Source organism: Erwinia aphidicola (genome assembly GCF_014773485.1).
Classification (GTDB): domain Bacteria; phylum Pseudomonadota; class Gammaproteobacteria; order Enterobacterales; family Enterobacteriaceae; genus Erwinia; species Erwinia aphidicola.
Genome location: NZ_JACXBP010000002.1, coordinates 394,247 through 421,095, shown reverse-complemented (window position 1 = coordinate 421,095; position 26,849 = coordinate 394,247). Strand labels below are relative to the sequence as shown.

Genomic DNA, 26,849 nt, shown 5'->3' with positions numbered 1-26,849 from the left:
GCGCTCTGCTATGGGTGATGGAGGACGTCTTCCGCACTCTCTTTCTGGAGTGCGATGGCCAGCGTTTCGCCAAGGCGGGTTTTGCTCTCTGCCGCCAGGCTCTCTGCCAGTTTCACTTTACCCGCCGCGAACAGGTTGATCACCGTGGAACCCAGCTTGAAGCGGCCCATCTCCTGGCCCTTCAGCAGCACCACGGCGCCTTCTTCGTCAGCACCCGGCCAGCTCCAGCGCTTGATTACGCCTTCACGCGGCGGGGTCACGGTGCCGGACCAGACGGTTTCAATACTGCCGACAATGGTGGCGCCCACCAGAATCTGCACCATCGGGCCAACTTCAGTATCGAAGCGGCAGATGACGCGCTCATTACGGGCAAACAGGTTGGGAATGTTCTGCGCGGTCAGCGGGTTTACCGAGTACAGGTCGCCCGGTACGTAGATCATTTCGCGCAGGATCCCGTTACACGGCATATGCACGCGGTGATAGTCGCGCGGGGCCAGGTAGGTGGTAACGAACTCGCCGTCGCGGAACATATCGGTCATCGCGGCGTTTCCGGCCAGCAGCGCTTCCAGCGAATAGGTGTGGCCCTTCGCCTGGAAAATCTGGTCGCCGTGAATGCGGCCCAGCTGGCTGATGGCGCCATCGGCAGGCAGGATCAGCAGGTTTGGGTCAGTCTCAATCGGGCGGGCATCGTCACGCAGCGGGCGCACGAAGAAATCGTTAAACGTGCGATAGCTGGCGGTATCGGGTTTCTGCGCCTCTTTCATATCCACTTTGTAATACCAGACAAAAGCATCGATAACGGCTTTGGTCAGCCATCCTGCACGCTTGCTGGCACCCCAGCCTGCCAGTTCAGTCAGGGCTTTTTTAGGCAATACATTATTCAGGCCGAGTTTAATACGATCTAACACGTTAGCCTCCTGGCTTGGCAAGACACTCGATAAAAGGGGGCGGATTGTAGCAGCGCCGGCAGGATTAGGCTATTGCCTGCCTGCGGGCGCGCCCCGGTCAGTCTTTGTCCGTGGTAAAGTTGCGGCGCGTTTTCGCCTGCACTTCAGACATCGTTTCCAGAATCAGGTGATAGTTAACAAAACGCGATTCGTCGATCTCACCTTTTTCCACCGCTTCGCGGATGGCGCAGCCGGGGTCGGTGTCATGCTTACAGTCGCGGAATTTGCAGCCACCTAAATAGTCACGGAATTCGACAAATCCCTGGGTGATTTGTTCCGGCTCCAGATGCCATAAACCAAATTCCCGCACGCCCGGCGAGTCAATCACATCGCCGCCGTGCGGGAAGTGGTACAGGCGTGATGCGGTGGTGGTGTGCTGGCCCAGGCCCGAGTTATCGGAGACGTCATTAGTGAGGATCTCCGCGCTGCTCAGCTCCAGCCCCAGCAGCGCATTCAGCAGGCTGGATTTGCCCACGCCCGACTGCCCGGCAAAGATGCTGATACGGTCGGTGAGCGCGCTTTCCAGCTCCGTCAGACCCTCTTTGCGATGGCTGGAGACCATCAGCACCTTGTAGCCAATATGGCGATAGATATCCATCTGCTGGTCAACGAACCTGCGGCCATCCTCATCCAGCAGGTCGGTTTTGTTCAGCACGATCAGCGGCTCCACGCCGAGCGTTTCGCAGGCCACCAGATAGCGGTCGATAATGTTCAGCGACAGCTCGGGCAGAATGGCCGAGACCACCACGATCTGATCGATATTGGCGGCAATCGGTTTCACGCCGTCATAAAAGTCAGGGCGGGTCAGCACCGAGGTGCGCTCGTGGACGGCTTCAACAATGCCTTTGACCGTGGCTGCGCCTTCAGCACCCGGGCGCCACAGCACGCGGTCCCCGGTCACCAGCGAACGAATAGTACGGCGGATGTTGCAGCGGTGAACTGAACCATCCGCATCTTCCACATCGCAGTGCATACCAAAACGGCTGATCACCACGCCATCACGCGCTTCCCCGAACAGATTGTCATCTGGCTCGGGTTTATCAGCACGCTGCTTCAGGCGACGATCGTGGTTGGCACTTACGCGACGTTGCTGACCTTTGGATAGTTTGTTTTTAGTCACTGTTCCTCACACCCTGTTCGGCATATTTCGCCCTGGCAGGGCAAAACGTCTATCATACACGCTAATTGTGAACAATGCCGCTCAACACCGTGAGACCCGATATGACTGCTAATGCTAATAACCTGATTTGGATTGACCTTGAGATGACCGGGCTGGACCCGGAGCAGGACCGGATTATTGAGATCGCCACGCTGGTGACCGATGCCGATTTAAACATCCTTGCGGAAGGCCCGGTGTTTGCCGTGCATCAGTCTGACGCGCAGCTGGCGCTGATGGATGAGTGGAACGTCAATACGCATACCCACAGTGGCCTGGTGGAACGCGTCAAGGCCAGCCAGTACGATGACCGCGCCGCCGAGCTGGCGACGATTGAGTTCCTTAAACAGTGGGTGCCGCACAACAGCTCGCCGATTTGCGGCAACAGCATCGGCCAGGATCGCCGCTTCCTGTTCAAATATATGCCGGAGCTGGAAGCCTACTTCCATTATCGCTATCTCGACGTTAGCACCCTGAAAGAGCTGGCGCGTCGCTGGAAGCCGGAGATCCTGCCAGGCTTTAAAAAGCAGGGTACCCACCAGGCGATGGACGATATTCGCGAATCCGTGGCCGAGCTGGCCTATTACCGCGAACATTTTATTCAGCTTTAATTGCCTGAAAGCAGGCTGTTTTCGCGCCAGATTGCCGATTAAAACCCCATTACGCTGTTTTAATCGGCAGTCAGACGTAAAAGTGAAAATTTTTAGCGGGACAGGGTTGCTACAGGATAAAATCCTCGTATAATGCGCACCCCGTACCGGTGAAGAATTTACATCGTTACGCAGAGCGGGAATAGCTCAGTTGGTAGAGCACGACCTTGCCAAGGTCGGGGTCGCGAGTTCGAGTCTCGTTTCCCGCTCCAAATTACGTTTTTAGCCGTATCAGCACCACCCAAGCGGGAATAGCTCAGTTGGTAGAGCACGACCTTGCCAAGGTCGGGGTCGCGAGTTCGAGTCTCGTTTCCCGCTCCAAATTCAGTTTGCAGATCCCGGTCTGTAAGCAATTAAAGAAAGAGCCGCAAGGCTCTTTTTTTATGCCTGTTTTTCGCGCGGCTTAGCGGGCAAAGCTCAGTCTGGCGAGGTCGATAAACGCCCGCGCCGCCGCCGTCTGATAGCCCCCTTTTCTTTGCAGCAGCACCGCCGTTCTCTCCAGCAGAGAAGGGGAGAGTGCAACCGCCTTCAGCTCCCCGTTTTCCCGTGCAATCTTCGCCGGTAACAGCGTGGCCAGCTGCGTGCGCCGCACGATCTCCACCACCGCACTGACCGAACTGGCTTCCATCTGCACCTTTGGCCGCAGCTGGTGCTGGCGGCAGTAATAGTCAATCTGTTCGCGGGTGGCATATTCGGGCGTCAGCAGCACCAGATGCAGGTCGTTAAGCGCGCTCAGCCCGATTTGGCTCTCAATGGCCAGCGGATGATGGCGGGCAACGACCAGCGCCAGCGTCTCGCTCAGCAGCGGCTGGGCGTCGATATCCGCCTGCACGCCGTCGGCAAACCCCAGCGCCAGGTCCAGCCGGTCAGCCAGCAGATCCTGCTGCATCTGCTCCTGCGGCATCTCGCGGATCGCCAGCGTAATCGACGGATACTGCTGATGGAAGCGTGCCACCAGCGGACCAAGCAGGTAGCCGGTAAACGTCGGGTTGATGGCGATGCGCAACGCGCCTCGGCTGAGGTTGTCGACGTCGTGGATAGCCCGTTCGCCCGCCGACAGCTCGCGCAGCGCCTGCTGCGCATAGCGGGCATACACTTCACCGGCATCGGTCAGGCGTACTGTGCGGCCGGAGCGGTCAAACAGTATCGCCCCGAGCGTCTCCTCCAGCTGTTTAATCTGCTGGGACAGGGCGGGCTGGGAGACGTAGAGCGCGCTGGCAGCACGGGTAAAACTGCCGTGCTCGGCCACGGCCAGAAAATAGTGAATATGGCGCAACAGCATACCACTTCCTATAACTTCAGCTTATAGCATTGATTATAAATGCGACTTTTACATTATACCAATGCGCGCTTAACCTCAGTGCTGTCACTACTGCTAATGAGGAGAAGATCATGGATTTTGTACAACGCACCGTTGACCTGGCGCTGAAAAACGTTGAAGAGGGCGGGCGCCCGTTTGCCACGGTGATTGTGCGCAATGGCGAAGTGATTGCAGAAAGCGCCAATCAAGTTGCGCAGACCAGCGATCCGACCGCGCATGCGGAGATCCTCGCAATTCGTGAAGCTTGCACTAAGCTGGGCACGGAAAACCTGACCGACTGCGAAATTTATATTCTCGCCAGCCCGTGCCCGATGTGCCTGGGTTCGCTCTACTACTGCAGCCCGAAAAAAGTGGTCTATCTCACCACGCGCGAAGACTACGCGCCATTCTACCAGGATGACCGCAAGTACTTTGAGCTGGATACCTTCTATGCTGAGTACAGCAAGCCGATTGCCCAGCGCCGGCTGCCGATGGTTCAGCAGAAGAGTGGCGAGGCAATTAAGGTTTATCAGCGCTGGCAACAGCTGAACTCTCAGTAACCAGTCAGCTGGCCAGCCCGCTGGCAGGCGCAGTGCGTGCTGTTGCATTTGTGTGCAACATGAATTTTTTTTGACGCAACGCTTGCCAGCACCATTAAACAGGTACATAATGGCGACCTCTCCTCAGAAAGAGAGGGTTAAAAATCAGTATAATCAATAACTTACAGGTTTTTAGCGCAGTAAAGCAGCACCACTCCTAAGCGGGAATAGCTCAGTTGGTAGAGCACGACCTTGCCAAGGTCGGGGTCGCGAGTTCGAGTCTCGTTTCCCGCTCCAAATAAAATTTTTTCTCATTTAGCCCCATACTTATCCACAGCGCCAGACGCCGTGCGCTCGCTCATTTACCCTCTCTGAAATAATTTTCTAAACAGACTTATCCACAGCTTCTGTTGCCGCACGCTTATCAGCTGAAATGAGCAAAATCTTACATGACTTGTGTAACTCATTGATTTTAAGTTTATTGTGATTATTTCAAAATGTTATCTGGATCGCTTGTGCTTTCTGTGACGCTTGAATGACAACGAGTTTTTATTTTTATTCACAGCATGTGGAAAAGATTTCGCTTCGGTAATATTCAGCGTGTTGTGCATTTAAGCATCACGGGGTAAGCCTTTCTCCACCACCCGCACCAGGCGTTTTTGCTGGCTGCTCTGCACTTCAATCGTATTTTCATCTCTACGCGCCAGCTGGCAGGCTATCGCCCAGTGAATATGCTCATCCAGCATGCTGTTTTCACCCAGCCGCGCTTGCAGCGCTGACAGGTGGGCTTGGTCCCACGGGGCATTCCCCAGCGCCACCGCAATATTGCGCAGCCAGCGCAGATGACCAATGCGGCGGATAGCCGACCCTTCCGTCACGCGCAGGAATTTTGCTTCATCCCAGGCAAACAGATCGGTCAGCGGCGGAGCGTGCAGTACCGCACGTGGGCTAAAATCATCCTCATCGGTAAGCTGGCCGTAGCGGTTCCACGGGCAGATCAGCTGGCAGTCGTCACAGCCGTAAATACGGTTACCAATCAGCGGTCGAAACTCTTCCGGGATTGCGCCTTCTAACTCAATGGTGAGATAGGAGATGCAGCGGCGGGCATCGACGGTGTAGGGTTCAACAATGGCGCCGGTTGGACAGGTAGTGATACAGGCGACGCAGCGCCCGCAGTTCTCCTCAACCGGCTGATCCACCGGCAGCGGCAGATTGATCAGCAGCTCGCCGAGGAAAAACCAGGAGCCGGCTTCACGATTGAGGATCAGCGAATGTTTGCCGGTCCAGCCCAGCCCGGCTTTCGCCGCCAGCGGGCGCTCCAGCAGCGGGGCGGAGTCAACAAAGGGGCGGAACTCAGCCTGTTCGCAGTGCTCACGGATCATATCGCCAAGCTTTTTCAGGCGGTTGCGTAATACTTTGTGATAGTCACGCCCCAACGCATAGCGACTAACATATCCGAGACGCGGATTTTTTAGCGTGCTGGCAAAGGCTGCTTTGGCAGGCAGGTAGTTCATCCGCACGCTGATCACCCGCAGCGTGCCGGGCAGCAGTTCATGGGGACGGGCGCGCATCATACCGTGACGCGCCATCCAGTCCATCTCACCGTGATATTGCTTATCCAGCCAGGCCTGCAGCCGCGGCTCTTCCAGCGTCAGGTCGGTATCACAGATACCCACCTGCTGAAAGCCGAGCGCCAGCCCCCACTGTTTAATATCCAGGGCGAGTTGATTGAAATCGAGAGGATGCGACATGAATAACCTGAACCAGCAGAAAGACTCTGACAGTTTACCCTATTCTGTCTGGCCTGTAGAGGCGTTAGCCCGGCTGGAGCGCGAAGGGGCCGATGCACTCGGCCTCACGCTGTTCGAACTGATGCAGCGCGCCGGCGAAGCGGCATTTGCGCAGCTGCGCCAGCGCTACCCTGCGGCTCAGCACTGGCTGGTGCTGTGCGGGCATGGCAATAACGGCGGCGATGGCTATATCGTGGCGCGGCTGGCGCAGTCCGCCGGGCTGACGGTGACGGTGATCGCCGTGGAGGGTAGCAAGGCGCTGCCGGAAGAGGCGCAGCAGGCGCGCGATGGCTGGCTGGCGGCGGGCGGCGCGATCCACGATGCGGCGATCGCCTGGCCGGAAAAGGTGGAGGTGATTGTCGATGCGCTGCTGGGTACCGGCCTCAACCGGGCTGTGCAAGCGCCGTATGACCAGCTGATTGAGCAGGCTAATCGCCATTCAGCGCCGATTTTTGCCGTTGATGTGCCCTCGGGGTTAGTGGCTGCTAACGGCACAGCGCCCGGCAGCGTGATAAATGCCGACCATACCTTAACGTTTATTGCCCTTAAGCCGGGATTACTGACCGGCAAAGCGCGTGACCATGTCGGGCAGCTGCACTGTCATGCGCTGAGTCTGGATAGCTGGCTGGACACCCAGCCCGCGCCGCTGGCCCGTTATGATGCCACCAGCCTGACGCAGTGGCTGCAGCCGCGTCGGCCCACCTCGCACAAGGGCGATCACGGCAAGCTGCTGGTGATTGGCGGTGACCACGGCACGGCGGGAGCCATCCGCATGACCGCCGAGGCCGCGCTGCGAAGTGGAGCTGGCTTGGTGCGAGTACTTACTCACAAAGATAACCTTGGCCCGCTGCTGACCGCCCGGCCAGAACTGATGGTGCAGGAACTGAGCGCGGCCGCAATGGATGACGGTCTGGAGTGGGCCGATGTCATCGTGATTGGCCCCGGTCTGGGACAGAATGCCTGGGGCAAAAAAGCCCTGAAAAAAGTAGAAAACTGCCAGAAACCGATGCTTTGGGACGCTGACGCGCTTAACCTGCTGGCAATCAGCCCCGATAAACGTCAAAATCGAATCATTACGCCGCACCCCGGTGAAGCGGCCCGCTTACTTAACTGTAAAGTCAGTGAAATTGAGAGTGACCGCTTACTTGCTGCAAGGCGCCTGGCGAAGCGTTATGGCGGTGTCGTGGTGTTAAAAGGTGCCGGAACGTTAATCGCCGACGCCGGCGGCAGCATGGCGATAGCGGATGTGGGTAATGCCGGTATGGCCAGCGGGGGCATGGGAGATGTGTTATCTGGTATCATCGGCAGTCTGGCAGGGCAAAAGCTCTCACTGTACGATGCCGCCTGCGCAGGATGCGTAGCGCACGGAGCGGCGGCCGAAGCGGTGGCAAAACGTCAGGGTACACGCGGGATGTTAGCCACCGATCTGTTTTCCGAGCTGTATCTGTTTGTCAATCCTGAGATGTCGAATACAAAAGAATGATGACCTGTGAAATTGCGTTGCCCGATGAGGCAGCAACCCTCGCACTGGGTGCCCGCCTGGCCCGCGCCTGTGACGGCGCGGCGACCCTCTATCTTTATGGCGACCTGGGTGCGGGTAAAACCACCTTTAGCCGCGGATTTTTGCAGGCGCTGGGGCATCAGGGCAATGTTAAAAGCCCGACCTATACGCTGGTGGAGCCTTATGAACTGCCCGATCGCCGCGTTTATCATTTTGACCTTTATCGCCTCTCCGACCCGGAAGAGCTGGAGTTTATGGGCATTCGTGATTACTTCGGCGCGGACAGCCTGTGCCTGGTCGAATGGCCGCAGCAGGGCGCAGGCGTCTTACCCGAGCCCGACCTGGAGCTGCACCTTAGCTATGTCGGCCACGCACGCCAGGCCCAACTGCGCGCCTGCTCGCCCGCGGGCGAAACCATGCTGCAGCGCGTTGCTGCTGAGCAGGGTGAGGCATGATGCTGCGTTTTAAATTCTGGTGCCTGCTGGCCCTGTTCTGCTGCTCGTTTAGCGCGCTCTCCGCCAATCTTTCCGATATCAAAGTCTCGAACGGCAGTAATCAGGCGGAAGTGACGCTCAGCTTTAGCTCACAGCCGATCTACGCTTTCTTCCCGCTGCATAATCCGGAGCGCGTGGTGCTCGACATCCGCCAGAGTGCGGTGGTGCAGGGATTACCGCTGACCTTCAGCGGTGAGAATATCGTGAAGCGCATCCGCTCCAGCAACGCGCAGGACAGCCAGAGCATCCGCCTGGTGTTTGAACTGACCCAGCGCGGCAAAACGCGGGCGGTCACCAAGCGCAGCGGCAGCAATTACAACGTGGTGTTCACCATTTCCGGCACGCAGCCGGCGCAAACGGCCAGCCGCAGTGCGCCGGTCAGCAGCGCTACCGCCTCACGCCCGGTCAGCAGCACTCCGCCTAAAAGCCCATTCGATGCCAACCCGGTGACGGCAGTGAGCAGCGGTAATCAGGTGGCACGGCCGCGCAGCGCTGCCAGCAGCAATGACACGGTGATTGTGGCGATCGATGCCGGTCACGGTGGTCAGGATCCTGGCGCGATTGGCGGCGGCGGGCTGAAAGAGAAGAATGTGACCATCGCCATTGCCCGCAAGTTGAAGGCATTGCTGAATGCCGACCCGATGTTTAAAGGGGTGATGACGCGCGATGGCGACTACTTTATCTCAGTGATGGGCCGTTCGGACGTGGCGCGTAAGCAGAACGCCAACCTGCTGGTCTCGATTCACGCCGACGCCGCGCCAAACCGCAGCGCCTCCGGTGCATCGGTATGGGTGCTGTCGAACCGCCGCGCCAATAGTGAAATGGCAGGCTGGTTAGAGCAGCATGAGAAACAGTCTGAACTGCTTGGCGGGGCCGGAGATCTGCTGGCAAATAGCCAGGCGGATCCCTACCTCAGCCAGGCGGTGCTCGACCTGCAGTTCGGCCACTCGCAGCGGGTGGGATATGATGTCGCGGTAAAAGTGATTGCTCAGCTGCAGCGCGTGGGCGCACTGCACAAGCGCCGACCGGAACATGCCAGCCTGGGCGTTCTGCGCTCGCCGGATATTCCTTCCCTGCTGGTGGAAACCGGCTTTATCAGTAATCCTTCGGAGGAGCGACTGCTAGGCAGTAGCGCATACCAGCAGAAGATTGCCGAGTCGATTTATAAAGGCTTACGCAACTACTTCCTGGCGCACCCGCTGCAATCAATCCCAAAGGAGGAAAACCGTCCGTTGCAGTCCGCAGCGGCGGTTGAGGTAGAAGCTAACCCGGCCCCGGCAGGCACAGAGTACAGCGGCCCGACGCAGCGCCACGTGGTGAAACGCGGTGAGACGCTGTCCGGTATCGCCGCGAACTACGGCGTCAGCATGGCGACGCTGCGTGCGATGAACACCCTGAAAAGAGACGTGGTGTGGGTCGGACAGCGGCTAAAAGTGCCGGCAGGCAGCAGCAGTGCGGCGACGGCCAGCGTGGCCAGAAGTAAAAAACCGCTGCGCCATAAAGTGGTGCGCGGTGACTCGCTCACGGCGATTGCGGCCAAATACGGCGTCAGCCCGCAGGCGATCCAGCAGGCGAACAAAATGAAGTCGCAGAATGTGATGCTGGGCCAGACGCTGAAGATCCCGACGTCATAATCCCGGGCGGACCGAAAAAGAGGGTCCGCCCCTACAATGTTCGCTGTCGTTTGTAGGGGCCGATCTTTTTTCCCGATCGGCCCGTGCCAAACGAACTCAAGGATACATCATGCCCATCCAGGTATTACCGCCACAGCTTGCTAACCAGATTGCCGCCGGAGAGGTGGTTGAACGCCCGGCTTCGGTAGTCAAAGAGCTGGTGGAAAATAGCCTGGATGCCGGTGCCACGCGCATCGACATTGATATCGAGAAGGGCGGCGCCAGGCTGATCCGCATTCGCGATAACGGTTGTGGCATAGGTAAAGACGAGCTGGCAATGGCCTTAGCGCGCCACGCCACCAGTAAAATCACCACGCTGGATGACCTTGAAGCGATTATCAGCCTCGGCTTTCGTGGTGAAGCGCTGGCCAGTATCAGTTCGGTTTCACGCCTGACGCTGACCTCGCGCACCGAGGCGCAAAGTGAAGCCTGGCAGGCCTATGCTGAAGGGCGCGATCAGAGCGTCACGGTGAAACCGGCCGCGCACCCGGTCGGCACTACCCTGGAAGTGCTGGACCTGTTCTATAACACCCCGGCGCGGCGTAAATTTATGCGCACCGAGAAAACCGAATTTACCCATATTGATGAAGTGATCCGCCGTATTGCGCTGGCACGCTTTGATGTGGCGATCTCCCTCAGCCACAATGGCAAACTGATGCGCCAGTACCGCGGCGTCAGCGATAACAGCCAGCGCGAGCGCCGTTTAGGAGCGATCTGCGGCACCGCTTTCCTGACCCATGCACTCAAAATTGCGTGGCAGCACGGCGAGCTGAGCCTGCACGGCTGGGTCGCCGACCCGGTCGGGTCGAAAGCGCTGCCTGAGCTGCAATATTGCTACGTCAACGGGCGTATGATGCGTGACCGCCTGATCAATCATGCCATCCGCCAGGCCTATCAGGATAAGCTCGGCGATCGGCATCAGCCCGCTTATGTACTCTATCTCGAGATCGATCCGCACCAGGTGGATGTCAACGTGCATCCGGCGAAACACGAAGTGCGCTTCCATCAGTCGCGGCTGGTGCACGACTTTATCTATCAGGGCGTGGTCAGCGCGCTACAGGAAACCGGTGCGGAAAGCCTGCCCGACGTGACCGATTCCGCGCCCGCTGAACGCTGGCAGCCGGAAAACCGCCAGGCGGCTGGCGGCAATCACTTCGCCACGCCGGCACCGGCAGCGGCGCCGCGCCCGGCGGCAACGTCGGGTGGCGGAGGGGGAGGCAGCAGCAGGCAGCCGCCGCTGCCTCCGACCTATCAGCAACGGGAAGGCGCGGTGTATCAGCAGCTGCTGAAAACCCCAGCGCCCGCCCGCAGCGAAGAGCCTGCTGCGCAGCCGGTAAAAGAGCCACCGCTCGGCGCCCACGTTCACAGCTTTGGCCGCGTGCTGACGGTGGTAGAGCAGCAGTATGCGCTGGTCGAAGGGAAGAGAGGGCTGGCGCTGGTGGCGTTAGCGGTGGCGGAGCGCTGGTTAAAGCAGGCGCAGCTCGACCCTGGCAACGAGGCGTTAAAACCGCAGCCGCTGCTGATTCCGGTCCGGCTAAAGCTGGAGAAGGCGGAACGAGAGGCGGGTAGCAGCAGCACGGCTTTATTAAACCAGATGGGTATCGACCTGCAGTTTGACGGCCATCATGTGATGCTGCGCGCCGTGCCTTTACCATTACGCCAACAAAATTTACAAAACTTGATTCCAGAAATGTTAGGGTATTTGGCCCGGCAGCAGGATGTTTCAGTCAGCCAGACGGCGCAGTGGTTAGCGCGCCAGGCGGTCTCTGAACATCAGCACTGGAATCACTCGCAGGCGATCTCCCTGCTGGCTGAAGTCGAACGACTCTGCCCGCAACTGGTGAAATCGCCACCTTCTGGATTACTGCAAGATGTCGATCTTGCGACGGCGATGAATGCCCTGAAGCATGAGTGAACAATCCACGGCTGGCCTGCCTAAGGCAATATTTTTGATGGGGCCGACGGCCTCCGGTAAAACCGCACTGGCGATTGCATTACGTCAGGCGTTACCGGTTGAGCTAATCAGTGTTGATTCGGCGCTGATCTACCGCGGAATGGATATTGGCACCGCCAAGCCTTCTGCCGAAGAACTGGCGCTTGCGCCCCATCGTTTGCTGGACATCCGCGACCCGGCTGAAACCTATTCAGCCGCTGAGTTTCGTCGCGATGCGCTGGCTGAAATGGCGGAAATTACCCAACGTGGGAATATTCCGTTGCTTGTTGGTGGCACCATGCTTTACTACAAGGCGTTGCTGGAAGGATTGTCGCCGTTGCCCTCGGCGGATCCAGAGGTACGTCAGCGTATAGAGCAGATGGCGAGTGAAGAGGGCTGGGAAGCACTTCACCGCCAGTTATGTGATGTAGATCCCGTTGCTGGACGTCGTATTCATCCGAATGATCCCCAGAGACTCTCGCGAGCACTGGAAGTTTTTTTTATTTCGGGTAAAACTTTAACGGAACTGACAAAAACATCGGGCGAAGCTCTGCCGTATGATGTTGCCCAGTTCGCCATCGCACCCGCGAGCCGCGAGCTGATCCATCAACGAATTGAGCAGCGCTTTCATCAGATGCTGGCGTCAGGATTTGAAGCGGAGGCTCGGGCGCTCTTTGCACGAGGTGATTTGCATACGGACATGCCTTCCATTCGTTGTGTTGGTTATCGCCAGATGTGGTCATTTTTATCCGGTGAAATTGATTACGATGACATGGTTTATCGGGGGATTTGCGCAACCCGGCAGTTGGCTAAGCGCCAGATAACCTGGTTACGCGGCTGGAAGGACGTTCACTGGCTTGACAGCGAACAGCCTGAAGCGGCGTACTCCCAAGTGTTACAGGTTCTTAGTGCGAAGCATGGGTGATTGTGTACAATTGGTCTGTTTTCTTGCGCAAATTTTTACGTCGTATTTCGAACCGCAGGGTTCTTAAGTTACAAACAACAAGCATATAAGGAAAAGATAGAATGGCTAAGGGGCAATCATTGCAAGATCCGTTCTTGAACGCACTGCGTCGCGAACGTGTTCCGGTTTCGATTTATTTGGTAAACGGTATCAAACTTCAGGGCCAGATCGAGTCGTTTGACCAATTTGTTATTCTTTTGAAAAACACGGTTAGCCAGATGGTGTATAAGCACGCGATCTCTACCGTTGTTCCGTCCCGTCCGGTCTCCCACCACAGTAACAACACGGGTGGCGGAAGCAGCAACTATCATCATAGTGGCAGTAACCAGGGGGCGTCTTCTCAGCCTTCACAAGACAGTGAAGATGCTGAATAAGTAGCGTGGCTGTCCCTCCACGACGGGGAGTCTTTGGCATTCAGGTTCCCCGTCCTGGCGATGATACTCGAATAATGAACAAGAATTAAACAAGAGAACTATCGCTGAATTCCTCATCTCACCCCGGTTGGGTGGGATCATAAAAACGCCGTCTGGCAAGCTGGACGCGCATTTTGAATCTGGTATTAACGCTGTATGGCCCCAACGCGTAGCAGGTTTAACAAGGTACTGAGAGGTTTTAAGTTTGTTTGACCGTTATGATGCCGGTGAGCAGGCCGTACTGGTTCACATCTATTTCTCGCAAGACAGAGATACGGAAGATTTGCAGGAGTTCGAAACCCTGGTCTCTTCTGCTGGCGTAGAAGCGCTGCGCGTTGTCACTGGCAGCCGCAAAGCGCCACACCCCAAATATTTTGTCGGTGAAGGAAAAGCTGTCGAAATCGCCGAAGCGGTAAAAGAGAGCGGTGCCACCGTGGTGCTGTTCGATCACGCCCTGAGTCCGGCGCAGGAGCGCAACCTTGAAGCGCTGTGCGAGTGCCGCGTTATCGACCGCACCGGGCTTATCCTCGATATTTTTGCCCAGCGTGCGCGCACCCATGAAGGTAAATTACAGGTTGAGCTGGCGCAGCTGCGCCATCTGGCCACGCGGCTGGTGCGCGGCTGGACGCACCTTGAGCGCCAGAAAGGCGGTATCGGTTTACGCGGGCCGGGTGAAACCCAGCTGGAGACCGACCGCCGCTTGCTGCGTAATCGCATTACTCTGATCCTCTCCCGCCTTGAGCGCGTCTCGAAACAGCGCGAGCAGGGCAGGCAGGCTCGCAACAAGGCCGATGTGCCGACCGTGTCGCTGGTGGGTTACACCAACGCCGGTAAATCCACACTGTTTAACCGCCTGACCACGTCTGAGGTTTACGTGGCCGACCAGCTGTTCGCTACCCTCGATCCGACTCTGCGCCGCGTTGACGTGGTGGATGTGGGCGAAGTGGTGCTGGCCGATACCGTAGGCTTTATTCGCCACCTGCCGCACGACCTGGTGGCCGCGTTTAAAGCCACGCTGCAGGAAACCCGCGAGGCCGCGCTGCTGCTGCACGTGATTGACGCAGCGGACGTGCGGGTCGATGAGAACATCGAAGCGGTAAACGAAGTGCTGGAAGAGATTGAATCCGATGAAATCCCCAGCCTGCTGGTGATGAATAAAATCGATATGCTTGACGGTTTCGTCCCGCGTATCGACCGTGATGAAGAGAACCTGCCAATCCGGGTCTGGCTCTCCGCCCAAAGTGGAGAGGGCATCCCGCTGCTGTTTCAGGCGCTGACCGAGCGCCTGGCCGGTGAGATTGCGCAGTATGATTTACGTCTACCGCCGGCTGCAGGGCGGCTGCGTAGCCGTTTTTACCAGTTGCAGGCGATTGAAAAAGAGTGGAATGAAGAGGACGGTAGCGTGGGATTACACGTGCGCATGCCGATCGTCGACTGGCGCCGACTGTGCAAACAGGAACCGACGCTGGTGGATTACATTGTTTGACTGATGTTGCCTGACACGCGTATCCCGGCTTGGGATACCACCGCACACACAATTAATGGAGTATAAACATGGCGTGGAATCAGCCCGGGAATAACGGACAGGACCGCGACCCGTGGGGAAGCAGCAATAATCAAGGCGGCAACTCTGGGGGAAATAAAGGAGGGCGCGATAAGGGGCCTCCTGATTTAGATGATATCTTCCGTAAGCTGAGCAATAAGCTTGGTGGACTGGGCGGTGGCAAAAAAAGCGGCGGTGACGGGTCAGGTAACGGCAGCGCACCGCGCAAGCCGGGCAGCGGCGGGCGTCTGGTTGGCATCGTGGCCGTGGCCGTGGTGGTGATTTGGGCCGGTAGCGGTTTCTACACCATCAAAGAAGCCGAGCGCGGCGTGGTGACACGCTTCGGTAAGTTTAGCCATCTGGTCGAGCCAGGTCTGAACTGGAAACCGACCTTTGTCGATCAGGTACGTGCGGTGAACGTGGAGGCGGTGCGCGAGCTCTCTGCTTCCGGCACCATGCTAACCTCGGATGAGAACGTGGTGCGCGTTGAGATGAACGTGCAGTACCGCATCACCAATCCGGAACGCTACCTGTACGCGGTGACCAGCGCCGATGACAGCCTGCGTCAGGCAACCGACAGCGCCCTGCGTGGCGTGATTGGTCGCTCGACCATGGACCGAATTCTGACCGAAGGGCGTACCGTGGTGCGTAGCGAAACCCAGCGCGAGCTGGAAGAGACGATTCGCCCTTACGATATGGGTATTACCCTGCTGGACGTTAACTTCCAGACGGCGCGCCCACCGGAAGACGTTAAAGCGTCATTCGATGATGCCATTGCCGCACGTGAGAACCGTGAGCAGGCGGTACGTGAAGCCGAAGCCTACGCCAACGATAAGCTGCCGCGCGCCCGTGGTGATGCGCAGGGTATCCTTGAGCAGGCTCGTGCCTACAAGTCCCGCGTGACGCTGGAAGCCCAGGGTGAAGTCGACAGCTTTGCGCGTATCCTGCCGGAATACAAAGCCGCACCGCAGATCACCCGCGAGCGTCTGTATATCGAAACCATGGAACGTGTTCTGTCACACACGCGTAAGGTGCTGGTTAACGATAAAGGCAACAGCCTGATGGTGCTGCCTCTCGATCAGCTGATGCGCGGCCAGAGTGGCGCGGCATCCGGCAATAACCAGAGCGGAAGCAGCAGCCTGCTGCGTCTGCCACCCGCTTCAGGCAGCAGCGAGCGCGCCAGCAGCAGTTCGTCGTTCAGTCCGGACGACATCATGGATCAGCGCCGGGTGAATGCTCAGCGTAACGATAGCCAGCGCGAAGGGAGAGAGTAATCGATGCGTAAGCCATTAATCGTACTATTGATTGTTGTGCTGGTGGTGCTGTACGCGTCACTGTTTGTGGTGCAGGAAGGCCAGCGCGGCATTGTGATGCGCTTCGGTAAAGTTCTGCGCGATGATGAAAATAAACCGCTGGTGTATGCGCCAGGCCTGCACTTCAAGATCCCATTCCTGGAATCTGTGAAGTCACTTGATGCGCGTATCCAGACCATGGACAACCAGGCCGACCGCTTCGTCACCAAAGAGAAGAAAGATCTGATTGTTGACTCCTATATCAAATGGCGCGTCAGCGACTTCAGCCGTTATTACCTCGCCACCGGCGGCGGTGATATTTCTCAGGCCGAAGTGCTGCTGAAACGTAAGTTCAGCGACCGTCTGCGTTCTGAGATTGGGCGTCTGGACGTGAAAGATATCGTCACCGATTCCCGTGGCCGTCTGACCACCGATGTGCGCGATGCGCTGAACACCGGTAGTGCGGGTGCGGATGATGAAGTGGCTACGCCAGCAGCAGACGATGCGATTGCCTCTGTGGCTAAGCGCGTTGAGAGCGAGACCAACAGCAACGAACCGGCTATCAACCCGAACAGTATGGCGGCGTTGGGTATCCAGGTGGTTGACGTGCGCATCAAGCAGATCAACCTGCCAACTGAAGTGTCTGATGCGATCTATGCGCGTATGCGTGCCGAGCGTGAATCCGTTGCCCGTAGCCAGCGTGCTCAGGGTGCGGAAGAAGCCGCCAAAGTGCGTGCTCAGGCCGACTACGAAGTTGAACGTACGCTGGCAGAAGCCCGCCGTCAGGCTCTGATCACGCAGGGTGAAGGTGATGCCGAAGCGGCCAAACTGTTTGCTGATGCTTTCAGTCAGGATCCGGATTTCTACGCCTTTATGCGTAGCCTGCGTGCTTACGACAACAGCTTCAAGAGCAATCAGGATGTGATGGTGCTGAGCCCGGATAGCGACTTCTTCCGCTTTATGAAAAGTCCGTCTTCCTCCACGCGCTAATAATCTGCTATAACGTGCGAAGGGCCGGTTCTCCGGCCCTTTTTTTATGGGATTTTCCAGGCGAAGCGGCGAGTAACAATAATGAATACAACTGTATGGATGGCGTTAGGGCTGGTGCTGGTGTTCGAGGGGTTAGGCCCGGTGCTCTATCCGCAGCTGTGGCGGCGGATGATTCTGGCAATGGCAAACATGCCCGATGGACTGCTGCGCCGGGTTGGCGGTGGGCTGGTGGTGGCAGGCGCAGTAATCTACTACATGCTCAGCCGCGCGAACGGGGCATAGGCTTAACGCTGCGGGTGATGTAGCGCACTTTGGCAAAAAAGTCCGCAATCGTATGCTAAAACAGCTGAAAGACTAAAATGACGATGGTAGAATCCTTTTTTAAGCAATCGGTGATTTTGAAAATGGGTAAGAACGTCGTCGTACTGGGCACCCAATGGGGTGACGAAGGTAAAGGTAAGATTGTTGACCTTCTGACAGAACGCGCTAAATACGTAGTGCGCTATCAGGGTGGCCATAACGCTGGCCACACGCTAGTCATCAACGGTGAGAAAACCGTCCTCCACTTAATTCCATCTGGCATCCTGCGTGAAAACGTCACCAGCATCATCGGCAACGGTGTTGTTCTGTCGCCTGCCGCGCTGATGAAAGAGATGAAAGGTCTGGAAGATCGTGGCTTCCCGGTACGCGAACGTCTGTTCATTTCAGAAGCCTGCCCGCTGATCCTTGAATATCACGTTGCCCTTGATGTGGCACGTGAGAAAGCCCGTGGCGCGAAAGCGATCGGCACCACCGGTCGGGGTATCGGCCCGGCCTACGAAGATAAAGTTGCCCGTCGCGGCCTGCGTGTTAGCGACCTGTTCAACAAAGAAACCTTCGCGGCCAAGCTGAAAGAAGTGATGGATTACCATAACTTCCAGCTGGTGAACTTCTACAAAGAAGAGGCAGTCGACTTCGACAAAGTGCTGGCGGATACTCTGGCGATTGCCGATATCCTGACGGGCATGGTGGTTGACGTTTCTGAACTGCTGGACGGCGCGCGCAAGCGTGGCGACCTGATCATGTTCGAAGGCGCGCAGGGTACGCTGCTGGATATCGACCACGGTACCTATCCGTACGTGACCTCTTCCAACACCACCGCAGGCGGCGTGGCAACCGGTTCAGGTATTGGTCCGCGCTACGTTGATTACGTGCTGGGCATTGTCAAAGCCTACTCCACTCGCGTTGGTGCAGGTCCATTCCCTACAGAGCTGTTCGACGAAACCGGTGAGTTCCTGTGCAAGCAGGGCAACGAGTTTGGCGCCACCACTGGCCGTCGTCGTCGCACCGGCTGGCTGGATGCGGTTGCCGTGCGCCGCGCGGTGCAGATCAACTCCCTTTCTGGCTTCTGCATGACCAAACTGGACGTGCTGGATGGCCTGAAAGAGGTAAAAATCTGCGTAGCCTACCGCATGCCGGATGGCCGCGAAGTGACCACCACCCCGCTGGCAGCAGAGGGTTGGGAAGGTATTGAGCCAATCTACGAATCCATGCCGGGCTGGTCTGAGACCACCTTCGGGGTGAAAACGCTGGATGGCCTGCCGCAGGCAGCGCGCAACTACATCAAGCGCATTGAAGAAGTGACCGGAGTGCCGATTGATATTATCTCTACCGGCCCGGACCGCAGTGAAACCATGATTCTGCGCGACCCGTTTGACGCATAATCCAGGCCGGGCATTGCCCGGCCAGCTTTTATCCAGCACCGGTTATCCGCCGTTCCCCTCTGCTGTCATGATAAATAAAATGGCCCCAATCGCTGAGGCTGGTTTATTATCATTGCTAATCACACCCATTCTTAAGCGGACGATCGCAACAACCGCGGTGAACTCTCTGAGGTTTTCTTGCAGCTGACCAGTTTTACAGATTATGGTTTACGTGCGCTGATCTATCTCGCCACGCTTCCGGCAGGCCAGATGACCAGTATCAGCGAAGTCACGGACACTTATGGCGTGTCGCGTAATCATATGGTCAAAATTATCAATCAACTTAGTCGTGCTGGCTATGTTGCTGCCGTGCGCGGTAAGAATGGCGGTATCCGACTGGGTAGGCCTGCTGAAGAAATAGTGATAGGTCAGGTGGTGCGCGATATGGAACCGCTACAGCTGGTGAACTGCCACAGCGATTTCTGCCACATCACCTCTGCCTGCCGCCTGAAAAAAGCGCTGCATGACGCCGTCCAGAGTTTTCTGCGTGAACTGGACCAATACACCCTGGCCGATCTGGTTGAAGACAACCATCCGCTCTACAAAATTTTGCTGAATGAACGACCTTCATTCAGCAGCTGACAACGGAGGAACCTCGATGTCACACGATCCCTTTCAGGAACGAGAAGCTGAAAAGTACGAAAACCCCATTCCAAGCCGCGAGTTCATTCTTGCCCATCTGGACAAACGCGAAAAGCCGGCCAGCCGTGAAGAGCTGGCGCAAGAGTTAGATATCAGCGGCGAAGAGCAGATCGAAGCGCTGCGCCGCCGCCTGCGCGCCATGGAGCGCGATGGCCAGCTGGTCTTTACCCGCCGCCAGTGCTACGCGCTGCCGGAGCGCCTTGATCTGCTGAAAGGCAAGGTTATCGGCCACCGCGACGGCTTCGGCTTCCTGCGTATTGAAGGTAGCAAAGACGATCTCTACCTCTCTGCCGAACAGATGAAAATGTGCATGCACGGGGATATGATCCTTGCGCAGGCGATGGGCGCCGACCGTAAAGGCCGCCGTGAAGCCCGCGTAGTGCGCGTGGTTGAGCCGCGTAATGCACAGATTGTTGGCCGTTACTTCACCGACTCCGGCGTTGGCTTTGTCGTCCCGGATGACAGCCGCCTGAGCTTCGACATCCTGATCCCGGCTGAAGAGCTGATGGGTGCGCGCATGGGCTTTGTGGTGGTGGTGGAGCTGACTCAGCGCCCAACCCGCCGCAGTAAAGCCGTCGGTAAAGTGGTGGAAGTGCTCGGCGATAACATGGGCACCAGCATGGCGGTCGATATGGCGCTACGCACCCATGATATTCCACACGAATGGCCGGAAGCGCTGGAAAAACAGATTGCTCACCTTAGCGAAGAAGTGCCGGAAGAGGCGAAACAGGGCCGCGTTGACCTGCGCGATCTGCCGCTGGTCACTATTGATGGCGAAGACGCCCGCGACTTCGATGATGCGGTATTCTGCGAGCGTAAGCGCGGCGGCGGCTGGCGCCTGTGGGTAGCGATTGCTGACGTCAGCTACTATGTGCGCCCGGGTACCCCGCTGGATGACGAAGCGGTGAATCGCGGTACCTCGGTTTACTTCCCTTCCCAGGTGGTGCCGATGCTGCCGGAAGTGCTGTCAAATGGCCTCTGCTCGCTGAACCCGGAAGTTGACCGTCTGTGTATGGTGTGTGAGATGACTATCTCCTCCACCGGCAAGCTGACCGGCTACAAACACTACGAAGCGGTGATGAACTCCTTCGCCCGCCTGACCTATAACAAGGTGTGGAACATTTTGCAGGGGCATCAGGAACTGCGCGAGCAGTACCAGCCGCTGGTGAAAGATCTGGAAGAGCTGCACCGCATGTATCTGGCGCTGGAAAAAGCGCGCGAGCAGCGTGGCGGTATCTCCTTCGAGACCGAAGAAGCGAAATTTGTCTTCAACGCCGACCGCCGCATTGAGCGCGTCGAGCAGGTGTCGCGTAACGATGCGCACAAGCTGATCGAAGAGTGCATGATCCTCGCCAACATCGCTTCAGCCCGCTACGTTGAGAAAAATAACGAACCGGCGCTGTTCCGCGATCACGACCGTCCAGGTGATGAGAGCATCAAGAGCTTCCGCTCGGTGCTGAATGAGCTGGGCCTGACGCTGCCGGGCGGCGACAAACCGCAGCCGGTGGACTACTCCGCGCTGCTGAGCCAGATCGCCGGTCGTCAGGATCACGAAATGCTGCAAACCATGCTGCTGCGTTCAATGAAGCAGGCAGTATATGACCCGGAAAACCGTGGCCACTTCGGTCTGGCGCTGGCTTCTTACGCGCACTTCACCTCGCCGATCCGCCGCTACCCGGACCTGCTGCTGCACCGCGCCATCAAGTATCTGCTGGCGAAAGAGGCGGGCACCCTGCAGGGCAACACCACGCCAACCGGCGGCTACCATTACGAAATGCCGCAGATGCTACAGCTCGGCCAGCACTGTTCGCTGACCGAACGCCGCGCCGATGAAGCCACGCGTGATGTTGCCGACTGGCTGAAGTGCGACTTTATGCAGGATCAGGTCGGGGAAACCTTTAGCGGCGTGATCTCCAGCGTCACCGGCTTCGGCTTCTTCGTACGCCTGACCGATCTGTTTATCGACGGTCTGGTACACGTTTCGACGCTCGACAATGATTACTACCGCTTTGACGCCATTGGCCAGCGCCTGATCGGTGAATCCGGCGGTCGTACCTATCGCCTGGGCGATACTGTTGAAGTCCGCGTTGAGGCGGTGCATATGGATGAGCGTAAGATCGACTTCGCGCTGATCTCAAGCAGCCGTAAGCCGCGTGGCGAAGGCAAAACCGAGCGCGAGCGTGAAAAACGCGGTGCGGCGAAAAACAGCGGCAGCCGTCGTCGCGCACCGCGCAAGGGTGCCAACTTCGAGCCGGACAGCGCCTTCCGCCCGGCCAAAGGGGCAGAAAATACCCCTGCGGCAAACAAAGAGAAGAAACCGCGTAAGCCGTCGGATAAAACCCGTAAACCTGGCGCCACGCGCGCTAAGCGCGCGAAGAAGACCGACGACGCCTAATCGCATCCGGGCGACGCATGCGTCGCCCCTACGGCGTAGTGGTCAGGCATGCCTGAACCGCACCCGCATAAATCACGAACTACTGAGTTAATGAAATGAGTGAAATTGTTTTTGGTATCCACGCCGTGCAGGCGCTGCTCGACAGCGATCCGCAGCGTTTCCAGGAAGTATTTATCCTGAAAGGGCGTGAAGACCGCCGCTTGCAGACGCTGGTAAAAGCGCTGGAAGCACAGGGCATCGTTATCCAGGTTGCCAACAAGCAGATGCTGGACGCCAAATCTGAAGGTGCCGTGCATCAGGGCATCATCGCGCGCGTCAAGCCGGGCCGTCAGTATCAGGAAGGCGATCTGCCGGACCTGCTGGCCAGCCTGGATAACCCGTTCCTGCTGATCCTTGATGGCGTCACCGACCCGCATAACCTCGGGGCCTGCATGCGCAGCGCTGATGCTGCTGGCGTTCACGCCATCATCGTGCCCAAAGATCGCTCCGCGGCGCTTAACGCTACGGCGAAAAAAGTCGCCAGCGGCGCAGCAGAGCACGTGCCACTGATCCGCGTAACCAACCTGGCGCGCACGATGCGCGTGCTGCAGGAGGCCAACGTGTGGATCGTCGGAACGGCGGGCGAAGCTGACCATACTCTGTACCAGAGCAAAATGACCGGCCCGATGGCGCTGGTGATGGGCGCGGAAGGCGAAGGCATGCGCCGCCTGACGCGTGAGCACTGCGACGAACTGATCGGTATCCCAATGGCGGGTAGCGTTTCATCGCTGAACGTCTCCGTCGCCACCGGTGTTTGCCTGTTTGAAGCGGTGCGTCAGCGCAGCGTGAAGTAAATTGTCCGGGGCGTGACCTGCGCCCCAGCATTCTCCTCTGTCCGTCCTATCCTTTCCTCTGGCTTGTCAGAAAAGGATGCCGCAATGGACTGGAAAACTCATCGCGTTTTTAATCAGCCCCGACCGCTCAGCAACAGCAATCTGTTTCTCTCTGATACTGCCCTGCTTGAGGCCGTGCAGCGTGAAGGCGCTGGCTGGGACAGCGAGCGCCTGGCGTCCGTCGGTCAGCAGTTGGGTAGCGCCGAATCGCTCGAACTGGGGCGGCTGGCGAACCGTCATCCTCCTGAACTGCTGCGCTATGATGCCCGCGGCGAGCGGCTTGACGAACTGCGTTTTCACCCGGCATGGCACCTGCTGATGCAGGGGCTGTGCGCCAACCGCGTACACAACCTCGCGTGGCAGCCGGATGCGCCAGCGGGCGCGTTCGTCGCGCGCGCCGCGCGTTTTCTGCTGCATGCGCAGGTGGAAGCCGGCACGCTGTGCCCGGTAACCATGACCTTCGGCGCCATTCCGCTGCTGCAAAAATCTCTGCCGCCACCTTATCAGCACTGGCTGCCCGGGCTGCTTTCCGACCGCTACGATCCCCATCTGCACGGCGGCGAACAAAAACGCGGGCTGCTGATCGGCATGGGGATGACGGAAAAGCAGGGGGGTACCGACGTGCTGAGCAACACCACGCGGGCAGAACCGCTGGCGCAGCGCGGGCCGGGCGAAGCCTACCGGCTGGTGGGGCACAAATGGTTCTTCTCGGTGCCGCAGAGCGATGCGCATCTGGTGCTGGCGCAGACGGCGGGCGGGCTCTCCTGCTTCTTTCTGCCGCGCCTGCTGCCGGATAACACGCGTAACGCGGTGCAGATCGAGCGCCTGAAGGACAAACTGGGTAACTGCTCCAACGCCAGCGGTGAAGTGGAGTTCCGCCACGCCAGCGGCTGGCTGATAGGCGAAGAGGGTGAGGGCGTGCGGCAGATCCTCAAAATGGGCGGCTACACCCGCTTTGACTGCGCGCTCGGCAGCCACGCCCTGATGCGCCGCGCCTTTTCCGTGGCGCTCTATCATGCACACCAGCGCCAGGTGCAGGGCAAAACCCTGATCGAACAGCCGCTGATGCGCCAGCAGCTGTGCGCGCAGGCGCTGCTGCTGGAAGGGCAAACTGCCGTGCTGATGCGGCTGGCGCGCGCCTGGTCCCAGCCCGCCACGGCCGGCGAGCGCAGCTATTGCCGCCTGCTGACGCCCGCCGCCAAGTTTGCCGTCTGCCAGCGCGGGCCGGGATTTGTCGCGCAGGCGATGGAGATCCTCGGCGGGATTGGCTACTGCGAGGAGAGTGAGCTACCACGGCTGTACCGTGAAATGCCGGTCAACAGCATCTGGGAGGGCTCGGGCAATGTGATGTGCCTCGACGTGCTGCGCGTGCTGGCGAAGCAGCCTGCGGTGCTGGAGCAGCTTGAGGCCGGTTTTGACGGTGTGAAAGGGCAGAGCCGCTACTTTGACCAGCGCTGGCGCCAGCTGCGGCAGGCACTGAAACGCCCGCAGGAAGCGCAGGCGCGGCAGCTGGTCGAGCGTTTATTCACACTGGCAACGGCGGAGCAGGTGCTGCGCCATCTCGACCCACCGCTGGCGGATGCGTGGTGCCGCCAGCAGTTAGATCCGCAGTCAGGTTATCTGCTGACGGAAAAGGTCTGTCAGCGCCTGCTACTGCGTGCCAGCGGCGGCAGCTGACGGGCCGTAAAGAATGGCTGAGCCGTACCACATGCCCGGCGCCACGGTCTCACTGACCATCTGGATCAGATAGTAAGTGGCACCTGCGGCGTTGGCTTTCGCGGCCAGCTCACGCTCGGCATCGTCCGGGGAGCCGCGCACCGTCGCGCTGATGGTGCCCAGGCGCGGCAGGGTGCCGCTCTGCGCACGGGTGATCTCCTGGGCCTGCGACGTTGCCGCAGGCGGCGGTTGTGGCGTGGTGTTCAGCGCGCTGCAGCCCGTCAGCAGCAGCGCGACCAGCAGAGCAGGTATCTGGCGCATGATATTCATCTCATAACAGTCTGAATATCAGTGTACGCCACAATCATCACTTCACGCTAAACACCTTCACCAGCTCGCTCAGATGGTGCCCCTTGCGGCTCAGCTCCTGCGCGGTCAGCTCGGAGTGTGTCACCAGCTCGCTGTTCTGGTGGGTAGCCTGGCCGATCTGCGCCATCGCCAGATTGACGTGGCCGATCCCGGTCGTCTGCTCCTGCGATGCGATATTGATTTCGCTCATCAGCGTCTTCACCTGGCCGATGCTGGCAGTGATGTTATCCATCGCCCTGCGCGTCTGTTCGGACAGTTCATGCCCCTGCACCACTTTGCTCAGCGAGTTGGCAATCAGCCCCTCGATCTCTTTTGCCGCCTGCGCGCTGCGCTGTGCCAGCGAGCGAACTTCGGCCGCCACCACCGCGAAGCCTTTGCCGTTTTCCCCGGCGCGCGCCGCTTCAACCGCCGCATTCAGCGCCAGAATATTGGTCTGGAAGGCGATCGATTCAATCACCTGGGTAATATCGGCAATGCTCTGCGAGGCGGTTTTGATATCCGACATGGTGGCGACGGAGCGGCTAACGGTATTATCGCCGAGGCTGACGGCACTGGCCGCCTCACCCACCAGCTGCAGCGCCTGAGTAACGTTACCGGCGTTTTGCGCCACGGTGGCGCCGAGCTGTTCCATGCTGGCCGAGGTCTCTTCGACGCTGCTGGCCTGGCGCGTGATCTGCTCGCTGATATTGCCGCTGCTGGCGACAATCGCCTCGGTGCCGTTGGCGATCTCATCGGCCGCATGGCGCACCTGCGCCACCACCCGCTCCAGTCCCTCGCCGATACCGTTAATCGCCACGATCAGCTGGCCCACTTCATCCTGGCGCCGAGTGTTCAGCGTCGAGCGCAGATCGCCGGCGGCATACTGGCGTGCCAGGGCGATCACCTGCTGCAGCGGCTGGCTCAGCCAGCGGCGTGTTACCCAGACAAACGTCACGGCGAATACCAGGACCATCGCGCTGCCGATCAGCAGGAACAGATTGCGCGTCTGCTGAACCGGGGCCAGCAGGCTGGCTTTATTGACCTGCGCCACCACCACCCAGTTCCACTCCGGCAGATACTGCCAGGCGAGGATCTGCGGCTCGCCGTGTTCATCCAGGGTTTCAAGCGTGCCTTGAGGCTGGTTAAGCAGCTGCTGCTGGGTCTCCTGCGGCAGCGTTGGCCGCTTCCCTTCCAGCGTCGGGTGGAAAAGATACTGGCCGTACTGTTTCCCTGCCGCGCGGTTCAGCACGAAGAACGAGCCGCTGTCGCCGAGATGTTTCGCCAGCACTTTCTGGCGGATGGCCGCGTACTGCTTGCTGATATCCACCCCGACGAACAGAATGGCAATCACCCGGCCCGCCTCATCGCGCACCGGCTGATACTGTGTGATATAGCGCTTGCCAAACAGCAGGGCCACGCCACGGAAGATCTCGCCCTTCTGCACCGGCTGCCAGGCGGGGCTGTTGTGGTCAAGCAGGGTGCCGATCGCCCGATCGCCGTTCTCTTTGCGCAGCGAGGTTGAAACGCGCATAAACTCGTTAGCGTGGGTCAGGGCAAAGATAGTGGCAATCGCCCCGGTGCGATCCTGGAAGTCATCCACCAGCACCTGGTCGAGGTTGAGGGTGCGCAGCCCGGCGCGCAGCGTTGGCGTGGGTTGCCCCCCGACGACAATCTGCTGGGATTCATCCAGCGTAAAACGCTTTGGCAGGAAGCTCTGGAACAGCCCGGTGTAATTACTTACCTCTTCAGCCAGCGTGGTGTTGAACATGCCCGCCATATCGCCGATGCCGTTAACCTGGTTTTCCATATCGCTCAGGGTCAGCGTATGAACCTGCTTCGCGGCGCTGTGGCTGAGCGCCAGGGTTAACATGAGGAACAGGACCGCCACGCCAAGCGAGGTCAGTACCGAAAGTTTGACGCCCAGACTCCATGTCTTGAGAGAGAGACGCTTCATTATTGTGCCTTAATTAGGTTAGGGTGTTACACGGATTAACGGCATGGCGCGGATA

23 protein-coding genes and 3 tRNA genes are annotated in these 26,849 nt (G+C 58.5%); 20 read left to right on the top strand and 6 right to left on the bottom strand.

All coding sequences use genetic code 11. From position 1 onward, the window contains the following. Positions 1-8: 8 nt before the first annotated feature. Together asd and rsgA are read right to left on the bottom strand one after the other, a co-directional pair. Complete coding sequence (gene asd / locus ID864_RS06425) at positions 9-908, bottom strand: archaetidylserine decarboxylase (protein WP_099753549.1); 900 nt, start codon at positions 906-908, stop codon at positions 9-11. Positions 909-1,005: 97 nt separating this feature from the next. Next, positions 1,006-2,067 (bottom strand): small ribosomal subunit biogenesis GTPase RsgA, encoded by a 1,062-nt coding sequence (gene rsgA, locus ID864_RS06420; RefSeq protein WP_048917411.1) that lies wholly within the window; start codon positions 2,065-2,067, stop codon positions 1,006-1,008. A 101-nt stretch (positions 2,068-2,168) separates the two neighbouring features. Here rsgA and orn point away from each other — a divergent pair, with 101 nt between their 5' ends. From orn to ID864_RS06405, 3 genes are all read left to right on the top strand, one after another. Continuing rightward, positions 2,169-2,714, top strand: coding sequence for an oligoribonuclease (gene orn, locus ID864_RS06415; protein WP_048917432.1), 546 nt, complete (start codon positions 2,169-2,171; stop codon positions 2,712-2,714). A 175-nt stretch (positions 2,715-2,889) separates the two neighbouring features. Further along, positions 2,890-2,965: transfer RNA gene (locus ID864_RS06410), tRNA-Gly, on the top strand. Positions 2,966-2,998: 33 nt separating this feature from the next. Continuing rightward, positions 2,999-3,074, top strand: a tRNA-Gly gene (locus ID864_RS06405). 82 nt (positions 3,075-3,156) lie between these two features. Here ID864_RS06405 and cynR read toward each other — a convergent pair. Continuing rightward, positions 3,157-4,035, bottom strand: coding sequence for a transcriptional regulator CynR (gene cynR / locus ID864_RS06400; protein ID WP_048917410.1), 879 nt, complete (start codon positions 4,033-4,035; stop codon positions 3,157-3,159). A 110-nt stretch (positions 4,036-4,145) separates the two neighbouring features. Between cynR and ID864_RS06395 the strand changes: the two genes are divergently transcribed. Together ID864_RS06395 and ID864_RS06390 are read left to right on the top strand one after the other, a co-directional pair. Further along, on the top strand, positions 4,146-4,613 hold the full coding sequence (locus tag ID864_RS06395; protein ID WP_048917409.1) for a nucleoside deaminase: 468 nt from the start codon (positions 4,146-4,148) through the stop codon (positions 4,611-4,613). A 200-nt stretch (positions 4,614-4,813) separates the two neighbouring features. Continuing rightward, positions 4,814-4,889: transfer RNA gene (locus tag ID864_RS06390), tRNA-Gly, on the top strand. A 314-nt stretch (positions 4,890-5,203) separates the two neighbouring features. Here the strand turns inward: ID864_RS06390 and queG are convergent. Further along, positions 5,204-6,343: a tRNA epoxyqueuosine(34) reductase QueG gene (queG, locus tag ID864_RS06385; protein WP_048917408.1), complete on the bottom strand. Its 1,140-nt coding sequence runs from the start codon at positions 6,341-6,343 to the stop codon at positions 5,204-5,206. Between queG and nnr the strand changes: the two genes are divergently transcribed. The 15 genes from nnr to ID864_RS06310 all read left to right on the top strand — a co-directional run bounded on the left by nnr (position 6,342) and on the right by ID864_RS06310 (position 24,513). Continuing rightward, a complete protein-coding gene (gene nnr / locus ID864_RS06380) occupies positions 6,342-7,865 on the top strand; it encodes a bifunctional ADP-dependent NAD(P)H-hydrate dehydratase/NAD(P)H-hydrate epimerase (protein ID WP_048917407.1) in 1,524 nt (507 codons plus the stop codon). The genes queG and nnr overlap by 2 nt on opposite strands. Beyond that, positions 7,862-8,338 (top strand): tRNA (adenosine(37)-N6)-threonylcarbamoyltransferase complex ATPase subunit type 1 TsaE, encoded by a 477-nt coding sequence (gene tsaE, locus ID864_RS06375; protein WP_048917406.1) that lies wholly within the window; start codon positions 7,862-7,864, stop codon positions 8,336-8,338. Before nnr ends, tsaE begins: the two co-directional genes overlap by 4 nt. After that, positions 8,335-10,011 (top strand): N-acetylmuramoyl-L-alanine amidase AmiB, encoded by a 1,677-nt coding sequence (amiB, locus tag ID864_RS06370; protein WP_191149581.1) that lies wholly within the window; start codon positions 8,335-8,337, stop codon positions 10,009-10,011. Before tsaE ends, amiB begins: the two co-directional genes overlap by 4 nt. A 109-nt stretch (positions 10,012-10,120) precedes the next feature. Beyond that, on the top strand, positions 10,121-11,965 hold the full coding sequence (gene mutL, locus ID864_RS06365; RefSeq protein ID WP_191149580.1) for a DNA mismatch repair endonuclease MutL: 1,845 nt from the start codon (positions 10,121-10,123) through the stop codon (positions 11,963-11,965). Further along, entirely contained in the window at positions 11,958-12,908 is a 951-nt protein-coding gene (gene miaA, locus ID864_RS06360) for a tRNA (adenosine(37)-N6)-dimethylallyltransferase MiaA (RefSeq protein WP_048917403.1), read from the top strand. Before mutL ends, miaA begins: the two co-directional genes overlap by 8 nt. A gap of 101 nt (positions 12,909-13,009) precedes the next feature. After that, positions 13,010-13,321 (top strand): RNA chaperone Hfq, encoded by a 312-nt coding sequence (gene hfq, locus ID864_RS06355; protein ID WP_048917402.1) that lies wholly within the window; start codon positions 13,010-13,012, stop codon positions 13,319-13,321. 244 nt (positions 13,322-13,565) lie between these two features. Further along, positions 13,566-14,846, top strand: a complete 1,281-nt coding sequence (hflX, locus tag ID864_RS06350) for a ribosome rescue GTPase HflX (protein ID WP_099753547.1) — start codon at positions 13,566-13,568, stop codon at positions 14,844-14,846. A gap of 68 nt (positions 14,847-14,914) precedes the next feature. Further along, positions 14,915-16,177, top strand: a complete 1,263-nt coding sequence (gene hflK, locus ID864_RS06345; protein ID WP_048917400.1) for an FtsH protease activity modulator HflK — start codon at positions 14,915-14,917, stop codon at positions 16,175-16,177. Positions 16,178-16,180: 3 nt separating this feature from the next. After that, entirely contained in the window at positions 16,181-17,185 is a 1,005-nt protein-coding gene (hflC, locus tag ID864_RS06340) for a protease modulator HflC (protein ID WP_048917399.1), read from the top strand. 81 nt (positions 17,186-17,266) lie between these two features. Further along, on the top strand, positions 17,267-17,467 hold the full coding sequence (locus ID864_RS06335) for a DUF2065 domain-containing protein (protein WP_048917398.1): 201 nt from the start codon (positions 17,267-17,269) through the stop codon (positions 17,465-17,467). 122 nt (positions 17,468-17,589) lie between these two features. Further along, positions 17,590-18,888 (top strand): adenylosuccinate synthase, encoded by a 1,299-nt coding sequence (locus tag ID864_RS06330; protein ID WP_048917431.1) that lies wholly within the window; start codon positions 17,590-17,592, stop codon positions 18,886-18,888. Between the two features lie 177 nt (positions 18,889-19,065). After that, entirely contained in the window at positions 19,066-19,509 is a 444-nt protein-coding gene (gene nsrR, locus ID864_RS06325) for a nitric oxide-sensing transcriptional repressor NsrR (RefSeq protein WP_048917397.1), read from the top strand. Positions 19,510-19,525: 16 nt separating this feature from the next. Then, a complete protein-coding gene (gene rnr, locus ID864_RS06320) occupies positions 19,526-21,964 on the top strand; it encodes a ribonuclease R (protein ID WP_048917396.1) in 2,439 nt (812 codons plus the stop codon). Positions 21,965-22,059: 95 nt separating this feature from the next. Next, positions 22,060-22,797 carry a 23S rRNA (guanosine(2251)-2'-O)-methyltransferase RlmB gene (gene rlmB / locus ID864_RS06315; RefSeq protein WP_048917395.1) on the top strand — a complete coding sequence of 246 codons (738 nt, stop codon included), beginning with the start codon at positions 22,060-22,062 and terminating at the stop codon, positions 22,795-22,797. 84 nt (positions 22,798-22,881) lie between these two features. Next, a complete protein-coding gene (locus ID864_RS06310) occupies positions 22,882-24,513 on the top strand; it encodes an isovaleryl-CoA dehydrogenase (RefSeq protein WP_099753546.1) in 1,632 nt (543 codons plus the stop codon). Here ID864_RS06310 and bsmA read toward each other — a convergent pair. Both bsmA and ID864_RS06300 read right to left on the bottom strand, forming a co-directional pair. Next, positions 24,487-24,813: a biofilm peroxide resistance protein BsmA gene (gene bsmA, locus ID864_RS06305; RefSeq protein ID WP_191149579.1), complete on the bottom strand. Its 327-nt coding sequence runs from the start codon at positions 24,811-24,813 to the stop codon at positions 24,487-24,489. The genes ID864_RS06310 and bsmA overlap by 27 nt on opposite strands. A gap of 46 nt (positions 24,814-24,859) precedes the next feature. Then, a complete protein-coding gene (locus ID864_RS06300; RefSeq protein WP_191149578.1) occupies positions 24,860-26,794 on the bottom strand; it encodes a methyl-accepting chemotaxis protein in 1,935 nt (644 codons plus the stop codon). Positions 26,795-26,849: the final 55 nt, after the last annotated feature.